Annotated in this window: 15 protein-coding genes; 8 read left to right on the top strand and 7 right to left on the bottom strand. The window is 37.2% G+C overall.

Features of this window, described 5'->3' with window-relative positions:
* The first annotated feature begins 13 nt into the window (after positions 1-13).
* From ACOALF_RS02155 to ACOALF_RS02135, 5 genes are all read left to right on the top strand, one after another.
* Positions 14-1,219 carry an ABC transporter permease gene (locus ACOALF_RS02155; RefSeq protein ID WP_419241794.1) on the top strand — a complete coding sequence of 402 codons (1,206 nt, stop codon included), beginning with the start codon at positions 14-16 and terminating at the stop codon, positions 1,217-1,219.
* Position 1,220: 1 nt separating this feature from the next.
* Positions 1,221-2,342 (top strand): efflux RND transporter periplasmic adaptor subunit, encoded by a 1,122-nt coding sequence (locus ACOALF_RS02150; RefSeq protein ID WP_419241793.1) that lies wholly within the window; start codon positions 1,221-1,223, stop codon positions 2,340-2,342.
* Between the two features lies 1 nt (position 2,343).
* The gene (locus tag ACOALF_RS02145) at positions 2,344-3,003 is read left to right on the top strand and encodes an ABC transporter ATP-binding protein (RefSeq protein WP_419241792.1); all 660 of its coding nucleotides are present in this window, start codon (positions 2,344-2,346) and stop codon (positions 3,001-3,003) included.
* 53 nt (positions 3,004-3,056) lie between these two features.
* Complete coding sequence (locus ACOALF_RS02140) at positions 3,057-4,364, top strand: TolC family protein (RefSeq protein WP_419241791.1); 1,308 nt, start codon at positions 3,057-3,059, stop codon at positions 4,362-4,364.
* Between the two features lie 839 nt (positions 4,365-5,203).
* Positions 5,204-5,785, top strand: coding sequence for an RNA methyltransferase (locus tag ACOALF_RS02135; RefSeq protein ID WP_419241790.1), 582 nt, complete (start codon positions 5,204-5,206; stop codon positions 5,783-5,785).
* Positions 5,786-6,003: 218 nt separating this feature from the next.
* Here ACOALF_RS02135 and ACOALF_RS02130 read toward each other — a convergent pair whose 3' ends face one another.
* Positions 6,004-6,558, bottom strand: a complete 555-nt coding sequence (locus ACOALF_RS02130; RefSeq protein ID WP_419241789.1) for a hypothetical protein — start codon at positions 6,556-6,558, stop codon at positions 6,004-6,006.
* Positions 6,559-6,946: 388 nt separating this feature from the next.
* Here ACOALF_RS02130 and rpmH point away from each other — a divergent pair, with 388 nt between their 5' ends.
* The 3 genes from rpmH (at position 6,947) to ACOALF_RS02115 (ending at position 11,033) form a co-directional block, all read left to right on the top strand.
* Positions 6,947-7,105: a 50S ribosomal protein L34 gene (gene rpmH, locus ACOALF_RS02125; protein WP_144087021.1), complete on the top strand. Its 159-nt coding sequence runs from the start codon at positions 6,947-6,949 to the stop codon at positions 7,103-7,105.
* A gap of 21 nt (positions 7,106-7,126) precedes the next feature.
* Positions 7,127-7,531, top strand: coding sequence for a ribonuclease P protein component (locus tag ACOALF_RS02120; protein ID WP_419241788.1), 405 nt, complete (start codon positions 7,127-7,129; stop codon positions 7,529-7,531).
* A 151-nt stretch (positions 7,532-7,682) separates the two neighbouring features.
* Positions 7,683-11,033 carry an HD domain-containing protein gene (locus ACOALF_RS02115; protein ID WP_419241787.1) on the top strand — a complete coding sequence of 1,117 codons (3,351 nt, stop codon included), beginning with the start codon at positions 7,683-7,685 and terminating at the stop codon, positions 11,031-11,033.
* Between the two features lie 127 nt (positions 11,034-11,160).
* Here the strand turns inward: ACOALF_RS02115 and ACOALF_RS02110 are convergent, their stop codons facing one another.
* The 6 genes from ACOALF_RS02110 to ACOALF_RS02085 form a co-directional block, all read right to left on the bottom strand.
* Complete coding sequence (locus tag ACOALF_RS02110) at positions 11,161-11,322, bottom strand: hypothetical protein (protein WP_419241786.1); 162 nt, start codon at positions 11,320-11,322, stop codon at positions 11,161-11,163.
* A gap of 97 nt (positions 11,323-11,419) precedes the next feature.
* Positions 11,420-11,908 carry a hypothetical protein gene (locus ACOALF_RS02105; RefSeq protein WP_419241785.1) on the bottom strand — a complete coding sequence of 163 codons (489 nt, stop codon included), beginning with the start codon at positions 11,906-11,908 and terminating at the stop codon, positions 11,420-11,422.
* 113 nt (positions 11,909-12,021) lie between these two features.
* Complete coding sequence (locus ACOALF_RS02100) at positions 12,022-12,534, bottom strand: ankyrin repeat domain-containing protein (RefSeq protein WP_419241907.1); 513 nt, start codon at positions 12,532-12,534, stop codon at positions 12,022-12,024.
* A gap of 311 nt (positions 12,535-12,845) precedes the next feature.
* A complete protein-coding gene (locus ACOALF_RS02095; RefSeq protein ID WP_419241784.1) occupies positions 12,846-13,067 on the bottom strand; it encodes an ankyrin repeat domain-containing protein in 222 nt (73 codons plus the stop codon).
* A 789-nt stretch (positions 13,068-13,856) separates the two neighbouring features.
* Positions 13,857-14,072, bottom strand: a complete 216-nt coding sequence (locus tag ACOALF_RS02090; protein ID WP_419241783.1) for a hypothetical protein — start codon at positions 14,070-14,072, stop codon at positions 13,857-13,859.
* A gap of 120 nt (positions 14,073-14,192) precedes the next feature.
* A complete protein-coding gene (locus ACOALF_RS02085; RefSeq protein WP_419241782.1) occupies positions 14,193-14,363 on the bottom strand; it encodes an Rpn family recombination-promoting nuclease/putative transposase in 171 nt (56 codons plus the stop codon).
* Positions 14,364-14,725: the final 362 nt, after the last annotated feature.

Here is a 14,725-nt window from a genome sequence, read left to right as displayed (position 1 = left end):
GCGTATTTTATATATGTTTGTATATCAATGGTTTTTGGAGGTTTTTGATGGTTTAAGCAGCCATAAAGTAAAGACTATTTTTAGAGGCTTTGGGGTGATGTGGGCCATGTTTATCTTGGTGCTTTTACAAGGTGCGGGTGCTGGGCTGTATAATGGCATGGTTAAAAAATTTTACAGTCATAGTAACCGTGCATTTTCCATTCATTCAGGTTACCATCCAACTGGTACCATACACCTGACAGAAGCGCTAACAGACGATCTTGCCAGTAATTTGACTGTTTTTGAGCAGGTTATGCCTCTATTTCGAATCAATCGTTCTGTTACCTATCCAAAACTCCTGCCTAAAACGGGTATATTAGGTGTACGGGCTGGTTATGAAAAGATCAAACATTTAACACTTGCAGAGGGGCGTTTTTTTTCCGAGCGTGATATGGCGCAAAGGTCTCCTGTTTGTATCCTAGGCTTAAAAATTAAAACGGCTCTTTTTGATACCAAAGCAGCGGTTGGTACCTATATCACAGTAGATGGTACTGCCTTTTATGTAGTGGGTGTGTTAGAAGCCACTGCTGGGGTGGATGATGATAAAATCGTGATCCCCAGTAGTTTATTTAGCGCATTGTTTCCCCACAGTGTGCAAACGATTGATTGCATCATGTGTAGCCTAGCACCCAAGCAAAATCCTCTAAAGGCAGAAGAAAAGGTTCGCACCCATTTGGCTAGGCGACTCAACTTTGACGCACAAGACAAACAGCTGTTGTATATCCATAATATATCTAAGCGGGCTAGCTCCTTTCAACTGCTATTTGTAGTCATGCAGAGCTTTATTTGGTTTGTAAGCTTCTGTTTTTTGGTCAGTGGGGTAGTGAGTGTAGGCAATATGATGCTGGTTGTCGTCAAGGATCGCACACAAGAACTGGCTATTCGTAGGGTACTTGGTGCTAAGTCAAGCGATATTATCAGTTTAATTTTAGTAGAATCGATTGTCATTAACTTGATTTCAGGTATATTGGGCCTAGGCATTGGTATAGGCATACTCCAGTCAATAAATGCCTATCTGGGGCCTGTTATGCAAAAACATGGCATGGCCTATTTTGAATTTGAATTTTCTATGGTTGTATCTGCCTTAGTAGTTTTGGTGCTGTCTGGTTGCTTGGCTGGCATTATCCCTGCAAAAAGGGCATTGTACATTAAACCAGTAGATGCTTTAAACAATGAATAAAATGCGTACAAGAACCAAATTTATTTTAACCATTATAATCTTCACGGGAGGCGCTTTTGCCTACTCTAAAGTATATAAAGATCAATGGAACAGGTTAAATCCACGAGCCTTTTGGCGCAAGTTAGATCAGCCAACCTTTCAAACCACGCAACCCACTCGAAGAACGATTGTTCGAAAAAAAGTTTTTTCTGGTAGCCTCATACCCCATAAGGAAGTGCAGGTAGAGGCGCATGTTACCGGCGTGGTAGAGAAATTATTTGTACGTGTAGGTGATGCTGTGCAACAGGGCACCCCTATTGCCCGTATTAAAATACAGCCTAGCCCCCAAAAGGTTGAGGCTGCAGCAAGCAAGTTGCGTTTGGCTGCTATTCATCTCAATCAAGCCAGAGCTAAATATTTAAGAAGTAAGCAGCTTTTTAGTAAAAAGATGTTGGCTAAAGAAGATTATGAAGCTGCTTTGGCAACCTGGGCGCAAGCCAAAGAAGAATGGACTGCGGCCCAGAAGGCGTTAGAACTTAGTCAGCGTGGCTATACTACTGCAAAAGGGGAAAGTGCCAACATCGTTAAAGCTACTATAAAAGGTACGATTTTAGACTTATCCGTTAAAGAAGGCAGTATGGTGCAGGCCGTCAGTGAAAAAGGTTCTGGCGCCACTGTAGCCCTGATTGGAGATATAGATCGTTTCTTGTTCTCAGCTAAGGTCAGTGAATTAGATGTGGTACATCTTACCAAAGGGATGACCTTTACTGCTTCATTAAATGCTTTTAATGACGAGCAATTGCAAGTTACTTTAACCAAAATTGCACCAAAAGCCAGTGAAAAAGAATTTAAAGATGAAGAAATTAAATTTGAAATAGAAGGGGTGGTACATAAACCCAAAAAATCAAAGGTGACGCTACGTGCAGGTTATTTAGCGCTAGCAGAAGTGATTCTAGAACAAGTGGACGATGTGTTGGCTGTTTCAGAAAGCATGATTCAAACAGAAGGCACAACCTATTTCGTAAAATGTTTGTGTGCAGATAAAGTGGTTAAAAAAAATGTAGTGTTGGGGCTCTCAGATGGCCTTTATGTTGAGATAAAAGAAGGTCTTACAGAAGCAGATCATTTAATTGTAGAAACCTAGCATGATTCAGATTCAGGACTTATATAAATCCTATCAAAATGGAACCGTTATTCGGGAGGTACTTACTGGTATAAATTTTCACCTGGAAAAGGGAGACCTCGTTGCCTTAATGGGGCAATCTGGTGCTGGAAAATCTACGTTATTGAATATAATTGGTATATTGGATGATTATAACCATGGAGATTACTATCTTAATGGTGTGCACATGAAAAATCTTTCTAACCAAGAAGCCAGTAGCTATAGAAACCAGTTAATTGGCTTTATCTTTCAGCGGTTTCATTTGATTCCTTTTAAAACGGCTTTGGAGAATGTAGCTTTGCCGCTCTATTATCAAGGTATAGAAAGGGAAGAACGTTCCAAGCGTGCGTGGGCCATGCTGGATAAAGTTGGCTTATCTGCCTATGCTAACCATAAACCAGATGCTCTTTCAGGTGGCCAACAACAAAGGGTAGCCATTGCACGTGCGTTGGTAACCGCTCCTCCTTTAATCCTAGCAGATGAGCCAACTGGATCTTTAGATAGCAGTACTGCGCATGAAATCATGGCTTTACTGAAAGAGATGAATAGAGAGGGCAATACGATTCTTATCGTAACACACTCTGTGCAGGTAGCACGGCAATGCAACAGTATTCAAGAAATTGTAGATGGAAAAATTGTCTAATAAAAATTTTACTTAAGATGTGGCTAAATAAAAAAAAATTTTTACGTTTAAGCATGCTCTGCAGCCTAATCCTTTTAGGCCATAGCCTAGCACAGGCAAAAAACAAGCCCATAAGTTTGGAAGAGGCCATACAGACTGCCTTAAAGGATAATTTAAATATTCAGATGGCCGAAAATACTAAAAAGCAATCGATGCTTTCGGGCAGAATAGATAATTTCCGCATATGGGCGCCTCAGGCGCTTTTTATGCTCGCTTATGAAGGCATTCGGAAATCACCCCTACCATCTTCTGAGCAAAACGGCTCCCAGCCAGACATTGTAAAAATGAAATACCGCATTCGATCTACCCCTGTTTTCACATTAAAATGGGAGCTCGCATCACTATTTGATAAAATGTTCCAAACTAAAATACATGGTCAAAATAATTTTCTTTATAAGCTAGTTGCAAAAAAATCAGTAGAAAAAGAACTACAGCAGGTAGTGACCGCTTATTATGAACTGGCATTGGCGCAAAAAAAATGGGAATTATCCAATAGCTTACTCAAGCTTGCTATAGCTAGATTAAAGATAGAGGAAGAGAAGTTAAAGGTAGGGCGCATCTCTAAGATAGATTGTTTGGATGCGCAACTGGCGCTTAAACAGGTAAAATTAAGCTTATTAGAGCGGCAAGAAGCCTTGAAAGCAAAGCGCCGAAGTTTAAATTTAATACTTGGTAAACCCCTCAATGAAGAAACATTGGTTCAATCAACCATTTCTGTGCAACCTATATGGGATATTAAAGCGGTTACAAAAGAAAAAGTGGTTGATTTGGAGACTGCGATACAAGAAAAACAAGTCGCCATAGCAGCAACTAAGTTAAGTAGAGCAAAGGCTTATCCGCTTTCTTGTTTAAGCCTATCTGGTAGTTTTTGTTCGAATGGTTTTCTATATGATTTAAAAGATGATAAATGGTATCGTGATCATAAAGCTAGTAAATGGGTTGGGACTGTTGGAGTTACTATTGATATAGCTGCTTTGCTGCTCATGCCTGCGAAGGTTAAACAGGAAAGGATGCTATTCAATAATGCAAAGCTTGCGTTAAAGCAGCAAAAATTGGCTTTAGAGGGTAGTTTGGAAGATAAAAAATGGAACTATCGACATGCCTTAGATGCCTATAAAGTAGGAGAGGAACAACTGAAAATAAGCAAACAAAAGTTGGTTTTTGTAAGAGAGAAGTATCGGCTCAAGCAAGTAAAGCTGCTTGAGTTACATGAAGCAGAAGAGGCTACCCAAAAAGTAGAAATCGGTTTAATAGAACAGGCTTTTAAGGTAAAAAAAGCAGAATTTGATCTCTATCAACTGGTTGGTATGTTTCATCCCTAACTTTACATTGCCCAATCTTACCATGCGTAGCATGGCAAGATGCTTTGGATTGCTTCTGGAATAGTTGTAAACTAGAATTGGGGTCGTTTTTAATTCAAGTAGCTAATTTATTTTTTATCTATGATCTCATTTAAAACTGGTTTTGCAATGGCAATGGGTATATTGTTATTGCCTTTTTTGTCATTAACTTTCATCGTAAAACTTGTAGTAGTGCCATGCGTGATTGCAATCAATTATTTATTGTTGCGTTATGTAAGAAGCAGGCCGATCAATAAGCAAGTAGGTGAAGCCCAATAGAGGTTTTTTTGTATTCCTTTAGCTGTATGGTGGGGGCTTAAGGAGCATATTTTATTGATTATTATATTAATACAAAGCATCATTTTTAATGGGGCGGTTATTCCCATTGCGTCAATTTTAAAACGCTAATGGCCGGCCGATAAAGGAATTTGGTACACAGCAAAATAATGCAACGATCTGTTTTTCCCACTGAAAAACAGATCGCTCAAAGGCTACCGTTTTACTGAAAGCGCGAAATTCCTTTATCAGCTTCCGCAAGCGAGAGGGCATAGGAACCATCCGTAAAACGCCTTTTTTATCTCTGTGCGAGAATAGATTTTCTTTAAGTTGGCGCCATTGGCCTGAACAGATACTACCTTGAACAGCTATACTTTAAGTAAAAAAAAAGCTATATCCATCCGTCAGCTGGCACTTAAAAAGCACCGCTTAGAACAGTCCGCTTTTGTCTTAGAGGGAAAAAAAGTATTCAAGCATTACTTGCTTCTCATTATGCTATAAAGTGTATAGTAGGTACGCCTTCTTTTTTTCTAGCAAATCAGGATATGGTTGCTTCTATTCCTAAAGCAGTAGAGGTATTTGAAGTGAAACAGGAACTGCTTTCTGGGCTAGGTTCTTTTATACACAACCATGAAGTACTGGCAGTAGCAGCTATACCCAGCCCCACTGATCCTGCTCTATCCCCTATTGGCATTACACTTGCATTAGATGACATTCAAGACCCTGGCAATTTAGGAACGATTATCCGCATAGCAGATTGGTATGGCATAACTACCATACTCTGTTCTCAAACCACTGTAGAATTATATAATCCAAAGGTACTACAAGCCAGTATGGGCTCTTTTGTAAAGGTCAATCTACATTATGTAGACTTACCCTGCTATCTACAAGGATTAAATCTGCCTATTCTAGGTGCCATGTTGGATGGAAAGCCGCTACATGATTTTTTATTTCCAGCACATGGGGTATTGGTGATTGGGAATGAATCGCATGGGATTCAGCCTGCTGTACAACAAACCCTTACAGAGGCTATTGCCATTCCTAAATATGGCCATGCCAACTCCCTAAATGCAGCCATGGCTACAGCTATCTTATGTGACAATTGGAAGCGGATAGCTTCCAGATAAGTGTTTTTCTATTTGTGTCTGTCGTTCAATCATGGCAGGGGCTTAAGGAAAATCTATTCTAGCACAGAGATGCACATGGATCATTAGCATACTCCACCGCTGCTGGCCATCGATAAAAAGTTCAGCACACAGTAGCGGTCATTAACCCTTTAAATTGTCGCAATGGAAACAACCACCCATTAAAATGATGTTTTATTAGATAACTAATAATATACTCTTTAAGTTGACGCTATTGCATAAATACATAGATGCTCCTGCCTAGGGAGCATACAAGGACGAATCATAGCCGTAGCTATTTTTTTTACCAAGGTCAAATAGACAAAATAGGCTTCTAGTCTGTCCGAAAAAAAACCAAGCTGCACAATATAATGCGGTTGTCTGTAATGGAGTTTAGAAGGATAAGTAAAAGTGCTCACCAAATCTTGTGCCTTTAATGCTGCCGTTCTACTGCTACCCATATAGAGCTGTATGGTGTAACCCTTTAGGCAACTCATATGCTCATAAGCTGCTTTGCGCTGTGCCAAACGCTGTTCTAAAGGTTTGGCTTGATTCAATGGGCAGAGCAGGGGTATACAAGACGCTCTCTTTTTTTCTTTAACTCGTTTGGAAAATTCAATCCTATATGCAGCAAGATTTTCTTCGTAGATGCCTTTCTTTAATTTTTTTAAATTAGATGGAGGTCCAGCCTTTGACTCCATCGACACAATAAGGCCGATTAAAAAGGACCATACAAAGTGGCCCACCCTTATTTTTCGTACGTAACGATCTACCATAATCAGTATTAGAAATAAAAATTAAGCGCAAATCAAGCAAGTTTTTAATCTAAAAAGATATAGCCCGAAACCAAATAGGAGAACAGCTTACTGCCTAAAAGTATAAGTAAAATTAATACAATTTAATGCCATCTCCTGAAAAAATAGATAGAATAATTTGGATGCTACCATATATTTATATACTTTGCCAAAGCTGATGTAGTGCATTGGATCTTATTGAGATCCAAATAGCACAGATCGATAAACCCTGGCAAGATCAGTTGAATTTTGTTGCTGTTATTTATATTTTATACGCAAAGGCATTTTTAATGCAGCTCCGTTTGTAATGGCGGAGCTATAAAAGTAAAAGTTTTATTTATCTAAAATCTATAAGGTTATTCATTAAGCTATGAAAAGAACATTTCAACCATCACTTAGAAAAAGAAGCAATAAGCATGGTTTTAGGGAGCGTATGTCAACCGCCAATGGCCGCGCTGTATTGGCTAGAAGACGTGCTAAAGGAAGAGTTAAATTAACCGTTTCTGATGAACCTAGGCATAAGTGCTAGTGCTGCCTTTTACTATTGGTTATGGGAAAAAATAGGCTGCCCAAATGCAATAGACTAGCTAATCGGAAACATATACAAATGCTTTTTCGGCAAGGAAAAATTTTAAAATTACATCCTTGTACTGTATTTTATCTCCTCCAAAAAAAAGAACTGCTTTTATCCAATAAAGTTCTTTTTTCTGCCTCTAAACGGAACTTTCCTTCTGCTGTCCAGCGCAATAAAGTGAAGCGCTTACTTAGGGAGGCCTATCGCATCAATAAATATATATTGGATGATGCCTTAGATACCACCCGTTCTAAATTTGTCTTTTTAATAGGATATGTTTATACTGGAAAAGAGGAAGAGATCCACTATTCTATTGTAAATAGGGCTGTTATTAGATCGTTGCAACATTTTAGCGCTTTGCTAGATGAAGAACTATCTTAATAGTTTTTCAGTAGTGTCTTTTGCTGTTTCGTATGTTTTTAGTAACTGATTTACAATTTTTTTGTTTCTTGTCTAGAAACGTTGGCAGGTGACTGTGGTGTAATCCTTTATAAAAACAGATTTTTTCAGCAATATAATTACAGGACCGGCAATGCATTTAGACAGCGTTATTTTTATTCTTTTTTTACTGATTAATCTATTCGTTGGTATCCGTTCTATTAAACATTCTAGTGTTCTGGATAGGCGCTTTACTACCCCCCATATTACAGCGGCTATTTTAGCCATAACTTATGGAGGGGAAGTGTTATGTAATCGGCTCGATATAGATGGTTTATTGCGCTTGGGAGGTGGTATGATCAGTTATTTTATAATAGGCAACTTATTGGCACATCGTTTGCATCTTTTTTTAAATAATCGCTCGGTAGCAGAAATAATGGGGCGGTTTTATGGGAACGCTGTTCAGAAAATTGTAGCCATATGCGGTATATTGCACAGTGCTGCGGTAGCTGCGATGCAATTCAAAATACTCTCAATGGCTATAACCTGGTTTTTTGCCATTCAACCTGGTTATAGCCTACTTATTGCAGCGCTAGTTGTAATGTTTGGTGTGGGGTCAAATCATATACAACCGCTAGCGCTGATACGTGTAGTACGTTGTGCTTCCTTTGGCATACTGTTACCCATCACCGCTTGGAACTTATGGAAATATATGGCAAACCAATATCATGCTGATCAAGCGCATATTGCTTTAGCCATTAAAGCCTCTTGGAATAGCTTGACGCATTTTCATGCTACTCCACTGGACTATATGATTTATTTTATCATTTTTTCCATACCCGCTTTTTATCCTGCTCAGGTAGATCGTATTTTAATTTCCGAGCATGCTGCGCAAATAAAACGCTCTTTTAATAGTGCCGGTTTTTTTTCATTCAGCATCAACTTGCTTTTACTATGGGTGGCCCTGTTGGTACAGAAAAATTCTGGCAAGCTGATGGTATCAACCATTCCCTTCGGCTGTGTGCAGCTAAAGGGGCTATTTATGATTAGTGTTGCTGCTTTAACCATCTCTACAGCAGGCGCAAACTTGCATGCAGCGACTGTTTTAATGACAAATGACCTACCCAATCTTTTTAAATGGGCGAAGCATTCGTTTCTATATCAAGTTATAGTAGGCGCAATTGCAGCGCTTCTTGCACTATACACTAAAGATGAATGCATATGGATAGCCATTATTTTATTTAAAGCAGTTGTGAGTCTACCCCTGCTACTCTCTCTAATGGGTATTTCCTTACATCCATGTAGTGTTTTAATAGGTATGTTAACAGGTGGTTTAACCACTATGGCATGGTTGTGTTTTGTACCTAATGCAGGTATCAATAGCATTCTTCCAGCTATGCTGATGAATCTACTCAGTATGATGGTTATCCAATTTTTCAAGCGCAAAAGCATACCAAGCCAGCACTACTTAGCCAATAGTTTGGTACAAGAAGCCGTCCCCAAGCCACCACCATTATGGAAGCACCTCTCTAATATCACTTTGCAAAGGATGCATACATTCAATCTTTTAGACTACCTTGAGAAACAACTACCTAAGGATAGCTTACCTTATATACTTTTTAGCTTTTATATTCTGCTCACAGGATATGGCTCTTTTTATACTTTTTTCAGTAATCCCATATGGCATACTAGATTAGAAATACTCATTCTTTTGCCCAGTCTCTTTGTTGCCACATTTTTCTTAGTATATACCTTTATTTTCCCTCAATCATATATTCGTAAAATTGCTTCAGTGATATGGCCATTAAGCCATATTTATTTTTTTTTCTTGGTAGGTACTGGCATGGCTATGCTTAATAAGTTAACCCATTTGCATGCTATCATTTTTGTGCTTAACCTTTTCTTATCGATCTTTATCACTCCATTTATCAGGATATGGTTTGGTATGATTATGAGTGTGATCATGGTCTGGATCTTACCCCATTATGTGGATGGTAATATCAGATGGATAGATTGCTGCTTGGGCTTGAATGTGAATATTGCATATGGCCTATTTATGCTATTTGTTTTAGTGGGTGGCTTTTTATACCACAACAATGGTTTAAATAAGCTTTTATCCATTATACAAGCATTAACCAGTGAAAAAGAAGAACAAAATGCAAGGCAGTTTTTTAATAAACAACAAGTAGAAGCACTTGCCTATGAAAGCAGTTACATCATATGCCAATTGAACGATCAACTCATTCGATTAGAACAACCCGACCAGCGTCTCATTACGCATTCAGTGCAAACCATTCGGTTAAATGAATATTTTAACAGCATCTTTCAACACTTGAAGCACAATCTCCATTTAGTTACCAATTGGATTAGTATTGATCAACTATTAGCCGAATGTTTCGATGCGATAAAGATTAGCAATATATATGATGCACCTTATGTAGTGATCAATACAAAACACCTCTATATACAGTGTGCCATAGAAAGCATCAAGCAGCTAATCATCAGCAGTTTACACTCCTGTAGCCTACAGGCATCCCTATATAGCCATCAAAAAAAAGATATCTATATACATATAGATGATACACAGCTAGGCTATCGGTTAACGCTTTTACAGGGGAAGGTACAAAAAATAAATGCGATCAGTTTTGTGATCACAACTTCCATAAGATTGCCTACTATACGTCCAACCTATAAAGTGGCAGAAATGGCAGATATTCAGATATTAGGGCAAAGTGAAGAAAAAATAGATTTAGAAAATCAACATATTGTGCATGCACATTATGGCTATTATGAGCGATTCTCTTCTGAGTCAGAAATTACCCACTTATATGTCATACCTGTAAACGTCAAAGAAATTACTAAGGCGTTTGCTACGCTTTCACCTGTCGTGTATACCCAAAGGATGGTATTGGACCCAATCAGTATGCAAGAAGAAGTAGCTTTTTTAGAAAAAGTTAAAGCAAAAAAAGGACTCAATGTTGACGCCATTATGGATGCGTTACAGCTGATTAAAGTCTACTATACCACCCAAAGAAGAAAAACAGGTGAACTATTTTACTTACATCCTATGGCGGTGGCCTCTATTTTACTCACTTTAACGCAGGATTCGAAGGTTATTATTGCTGGACTTGTCCACGACGTAGTACAAAATACCCCCCTTACAGCAGCAGGCTTAACGACTCTATTTGGTCCTTCTATTGCACAGATTGTATCGGCTGCAGCGCGCTTGGAAAAAGAACTACCGAACCAAAAAGAGGATTATACGGCCTATATCGAAGCGCTCATAGCTGATAAAAATCATGATGCCCTTCTGGTTAGGCTGGCAGATGTTTTACATAATGCACGAACAATTTCTGGACACACTGTTGAAAAACAGATAGAAAAAGCAAGGTTCATTCAAAAATTTTATCTGCCATTGGCGATGAAAATACAACTAGCCGATATTGCTCATGAATTACAGTTACATACTGAAAAGGTATTCAATGTAGCTATGGGAAAGGATTAGTGTCTGTTGTAGGTTCATCGCAGTGGTTTTTAGGTGATTAAATTTTGTAGCTGCATGAAATAATGTTTTATTTGATAATCAGTAGATTATATTTCTTAGGTTGATGCCATTATATGAACACATATATTCAAAATCTACTATTCCGTTTTATTTTACTTTTGACGATATGCTGTGTTAGATCATTGCTTAGCTTTTCACTATATAGCTCTGCAATAACTTCTTTATCTTTTTTAGAAACCTCTTCCGATTGAACTTGAAGCCTATTGATCCGTTCTACAAGTTCTCCCATATCTAAGATATTTTTGTTTTTAATGCTTTCTAATTGAAAATATTTTACTGGATCATTTTTGTAAAAATTAGGATTAGATAGCGTTTTATCTATCTTCTTATTTTGAACCTCTAGGTTTTTGATCTGTTCTTTTGTAAACTGGCATTAGTCTATTATTGGCCTCTTTAGAGGCTATTTTTATCTGATCTGATCGACGCAACTCTTTTTGAATATCTGCGCAAAGGGTGTTGAGGTTTTTGGGAGGTTTGGTACTTAGGAAATTACTACTTCCATCCGTAAAAGAATCTACCATGCCTAACAGCGCTTTTTCTCTATAACAAGAAAAAGAGCACCTTCTTTGAAGGTTTTTGGTCCAATCTATATGAGCTATATAATCACTAGGGTTGAAACTGATACCACTGATCTTTTCAGATATATCTAGCACTACTTTACCATATTTTGCATCAGATAGATCTTTAAATAATTTTTCCCCTTCGTTTTTAATAGCATTAGCGTCTTCTACGCACTCTTTTAATTTTCTCATACTATCAGCTGCATCCTTCATTTGCGCTAGAACATTGCTAGAGGTAGCTACTTGCTCTTCCATTAACTGGGCTGTCTTTTCTTCTGGAGATAAACCAGGAATCCACTTTTTTAATCCGTTAGGTAGGATTTTGTTTAATCCTGATATAGCACTTTATTATTATTATCTATCATATTTTATACATCGTTCTGTTTTCCATTCATACCACCAGCCGCCAGTAATAACTCAACCACTTCTTCATGTCCATCTCCTGATGCAATATCAAGGGCTGTTTTACCCCATTCATTTTGTTCATTTACTAGGATACTTGGTGTTGAAAGTAGGGCTTTAGTTACTTTTATATGTCCGTTTGCCGATATCATATGCAGAGCGGTTTCACCATATTTATTTTTCACATTAACATCAACACGTGGATCTGAGCATAGTGCTTTAACAACCTCTAAATGACATTCATTTACTGCTCTATGAAGAGGAGTATATCCAAAAGAATTATTCTTTTCATTTACTAAAATATTTGGTGATGAAAGTAGCCCTTTAACTTCTTCTACACGATTATGTTCTGCTGCACGATGAAGAGCAGTGTCACCATATTTGTCTTTATCATTGACGTCAGTTTGACCTTCTTCAAATGATCTGTACTGCTCACCATTTCGATGATTAAATCCAGGCCCATCATTACAGGAAGCAATAAGAAACGAAAGACAGGTATATATTCCTGTAATTATATAGGAAGATGTTAAAGTATGATGTGTTTTTTGTACGAATAATCATTACTATTTATTTGTTTAAATAATTTGTTATAAATTACGCTTTTAATTGTATACGTCCTTTCTCCCATTAGCTTGTTATGCTATTCATTTTATTTTCCAAGTATATTAAAAAATCTAAGAAATTATTTTAATTATATAAATATTTTTAACTAAAAAATTAATATTTATTATATACGATTGATTTACAGATACTTAATAAGCAATCTAGTATTAGTACCATAACTTGTTATTCAAGAATTTTTATTTTCTAAAACTGAAACACAAGACAAATGGCTATATTCTGATGCAGTATGCAAAGGCGTCCAGCCATTATTGCTTTTTGCATGAACCTGAGTACCTGGTGAGGATAGTAGAGCGTTAACTATTGCTAGATTACCTTTAAATGAGGCAATATGAATAGGGGTAAAGCCATAATTGTCTCCTAAGTTAACTTGAATATCTGGTGAGGACAATAGTAAACTAACTATATCTGTATGGTCTCCATATGTGGGTTCTTTTATGTTTTATTAAAGCAGTAGAAACAGAGGATGCGTAATCACACGAATCACATTTATACGGCCTTTCACCTGTATGGGTTCTTTTATGTGTTTTTAAACCACTAGAAGCAGAGGACGCGTAATCACACAAATCACATTTATACGGCTTGCTTAAATAAGCTTCAGGCTGAGCGCTATTCTGATCATCATTTGAATGCAACTTGGCAATGCTACTACAAGCATATATAAAGCATATTAAAAATTTATAATAGAAAAAAGAGCATAAAAAGAGCATACCATCTTATTTATAAAACGTACGCTTTACGGTTGCTAATTTTACACAATAGTAGATTGGATAAAATTAAATCATTATAGTAGCGCACTATATAATATATACTTTCAACTAACTTTATATTATCACTTTTTTTGGTAAAAAACAACCTAATTCTTGCAGCTGTTGTAACGGACTTGTAAGATCTGTCATCATGTAGAATACAATGGGTATGATCAGAACTAATTTGTCTTTATCTTTTTTTTATGGTGCTCACATAAACGAAGCATATATTGCCGCAATTTCAGTGCAATCCAATAATTAGGTGTTACCTCGTCGGGTAAGCGGGGTAATTATTTTACCCAACTCCCCAAAGAACCGTGCGTACCAGTTACCCGGTACACGGCTCAAGCAATCCCTACGATACAGCTCTACCTTGCCTATTATGTATTTGTCTATGGCACATTGTATGTAGTAAACTTAGGTTACCTAAATTATATCCTGCCTCCTAATGATCTAGGAATATTATTACCTCTTTTGGTCTTATTTGTTTTATATCTTCGCACATTAAACCCCAAGAAATCAAATCCTTCTTCCAAATGTACGATGCTCGTTTTCTCTTCTGATAAGGCTAATCCTCTCTTAGATAGCCATTCATTGAGTTTTATTTTAGCCTCTTGGCATGCTGCTTGAGGTTTAGCAAATACCACAAGATCATCTGCATATCGAACGATATACGTAGGGACTCTTTGCCGTCAGTATGTCTCTCTGTGTCAAAACACCAAACTCTGTCTCTATCCCGTGAAAGGTTATGTTGAGTAGTAAAGGGCTTAAATGTACAGGTATCCTGCTTTTTCATTTATATTGGTTCTGAAGACTAAATCAGATTCTCCCCTCCTGCCTATCGGATCCACAAAGCTTTTATCCGTCAACTCTAAATTTTCTTGATCTATTTTAATAAACAGTTCTGAAGGTAGATTGGCAGCTAAAAAATCCAGCATCGCTTCTTTGTTGCAGAACGTATTTTTAAGAGCGTAATCATGAGGCTTATCTATTCCATCTTTTTTATCCTTTTCCTTGTCTTTACCAGCAGATTTCTTATGTTGTGTTCTTTCTATATCTCCCTTTTCGGATCACTTTTAAACCTGCTAATTAGAAACTTTTTCAATGATTATTAACAAACATATAATATTACCCAAGTATATAATTTTATACTCGTGTACGTTCAATAATATTGCAAAAAAGTTTGTTAAACTTGTAATAACTTAATAAGCTTAAGTATTATTTAACATTAATTATGAATTTACATGGGTGTTATTGAATCTATAGTTATCGACTTACAATCAGAACTTTTCTTTCTAAA

This window comes from Cardinium endosymbiont of Nabis limbatus, from assembly GCF_965196625.1.
GTDB lineage: Bacteria > Bacteroidota > Bacteroidia > Cytophagales > Amoebophilaceae > Cardinium.
The sequence above is the reverse complement of the archived record's forward strand: the minus strand, read 5'-3'. Positions and strand labels throughout refer to the sequence as shown.

Excerpts from the sequence above, each read along its gene's own strand:
- ACOALF_RS02155 (WP_419241794.1), top strand. The coding sequence starts at position 14 with ATGTTTGTATATCAATGGTTTTTGGAGGTTTTTGATGGTTTAAGCAGC.
- ACOALF_RS02150 (WP_419241793.1), top strand. The coding sequence starts at position 1,221 with ATGCGTACAAGAACCAAATTTATTTTAACCATTATAATCTTCACGGGA.
- ACOALF_RS02145 (WP_419241792.1), top strand. The coding sequence starts at position 2,344 with ATGATTCAGATTCAGGACTTATATAAATCCTATCAAAATGGAACCGTT.
- ACOALF_RS02140 (WP_419241791.1), top strand. The coding sequence starts at position 3,057 with ATGCTCTGCAGCCTAATCCTTTTAGGCCATAGCCTAGCACAGGCAAAA.
- ACOALF_RS02135 (WP_419241790.1), top strand. The coding sequence starts at position 5,204 with ATGGTTGCTTCTATTCCTAAAGCAGTAGAGGTATTTGAAGTGAAACAG.
- ACOALF_RS02130 (WP_419241789.1), bottom strand. The coding sequence starts at position 6,558 with ATGGTAGATCGTTACGTACGAAAAATAAGGGTGGGCCACTTTGTATGG.
- rpmH (WP_144087021.1), top strand. The coding sequence starts at position 6,947 with ATGAAAAGAACATTTCAACCATCACTTAGAAAAAGAAGCAATAAGCAT.
- ACOALF_RS02120 (WP_419241788.1), top strand. The coding sequence starts at position 7,127 with ATGGGAAAAAATAGGCTGCCCAAATGCAATAGACTAGCTAATCGGAAA.
- ACOALF_RS02115 (WP_419241787.1), top strand. The coding sequence starts at position 7,683 with ATGCATTTAGACAGCGTTATTTTTATTCTTTTTTTACTGATTAATCTA.
- ACOALF_RS02110 (WP_419241786.1), bottom strand. The coding sequence starts at position 11,322 with ATGGGAGAACTTGTAGAACGGATCAATAGGCTTCAAGTTCAATCGGAA.
- ACOALF_RS02105 (WP_419241785.1), bottom strand. The coding sequence starts at position 11,908 with ATGGAAGAGCAAGTAGCTACCTCTAGCAATGTTCTAGCGCAAATGAAG.
- ACOALF_RS02085 (WP_419241782.1), bottom strand. The coding sequence starts at position 14,363 with ATGCTGGATTTTTTAGCTGCCAATCTACCTTCAGAACTGTTTATTAAA.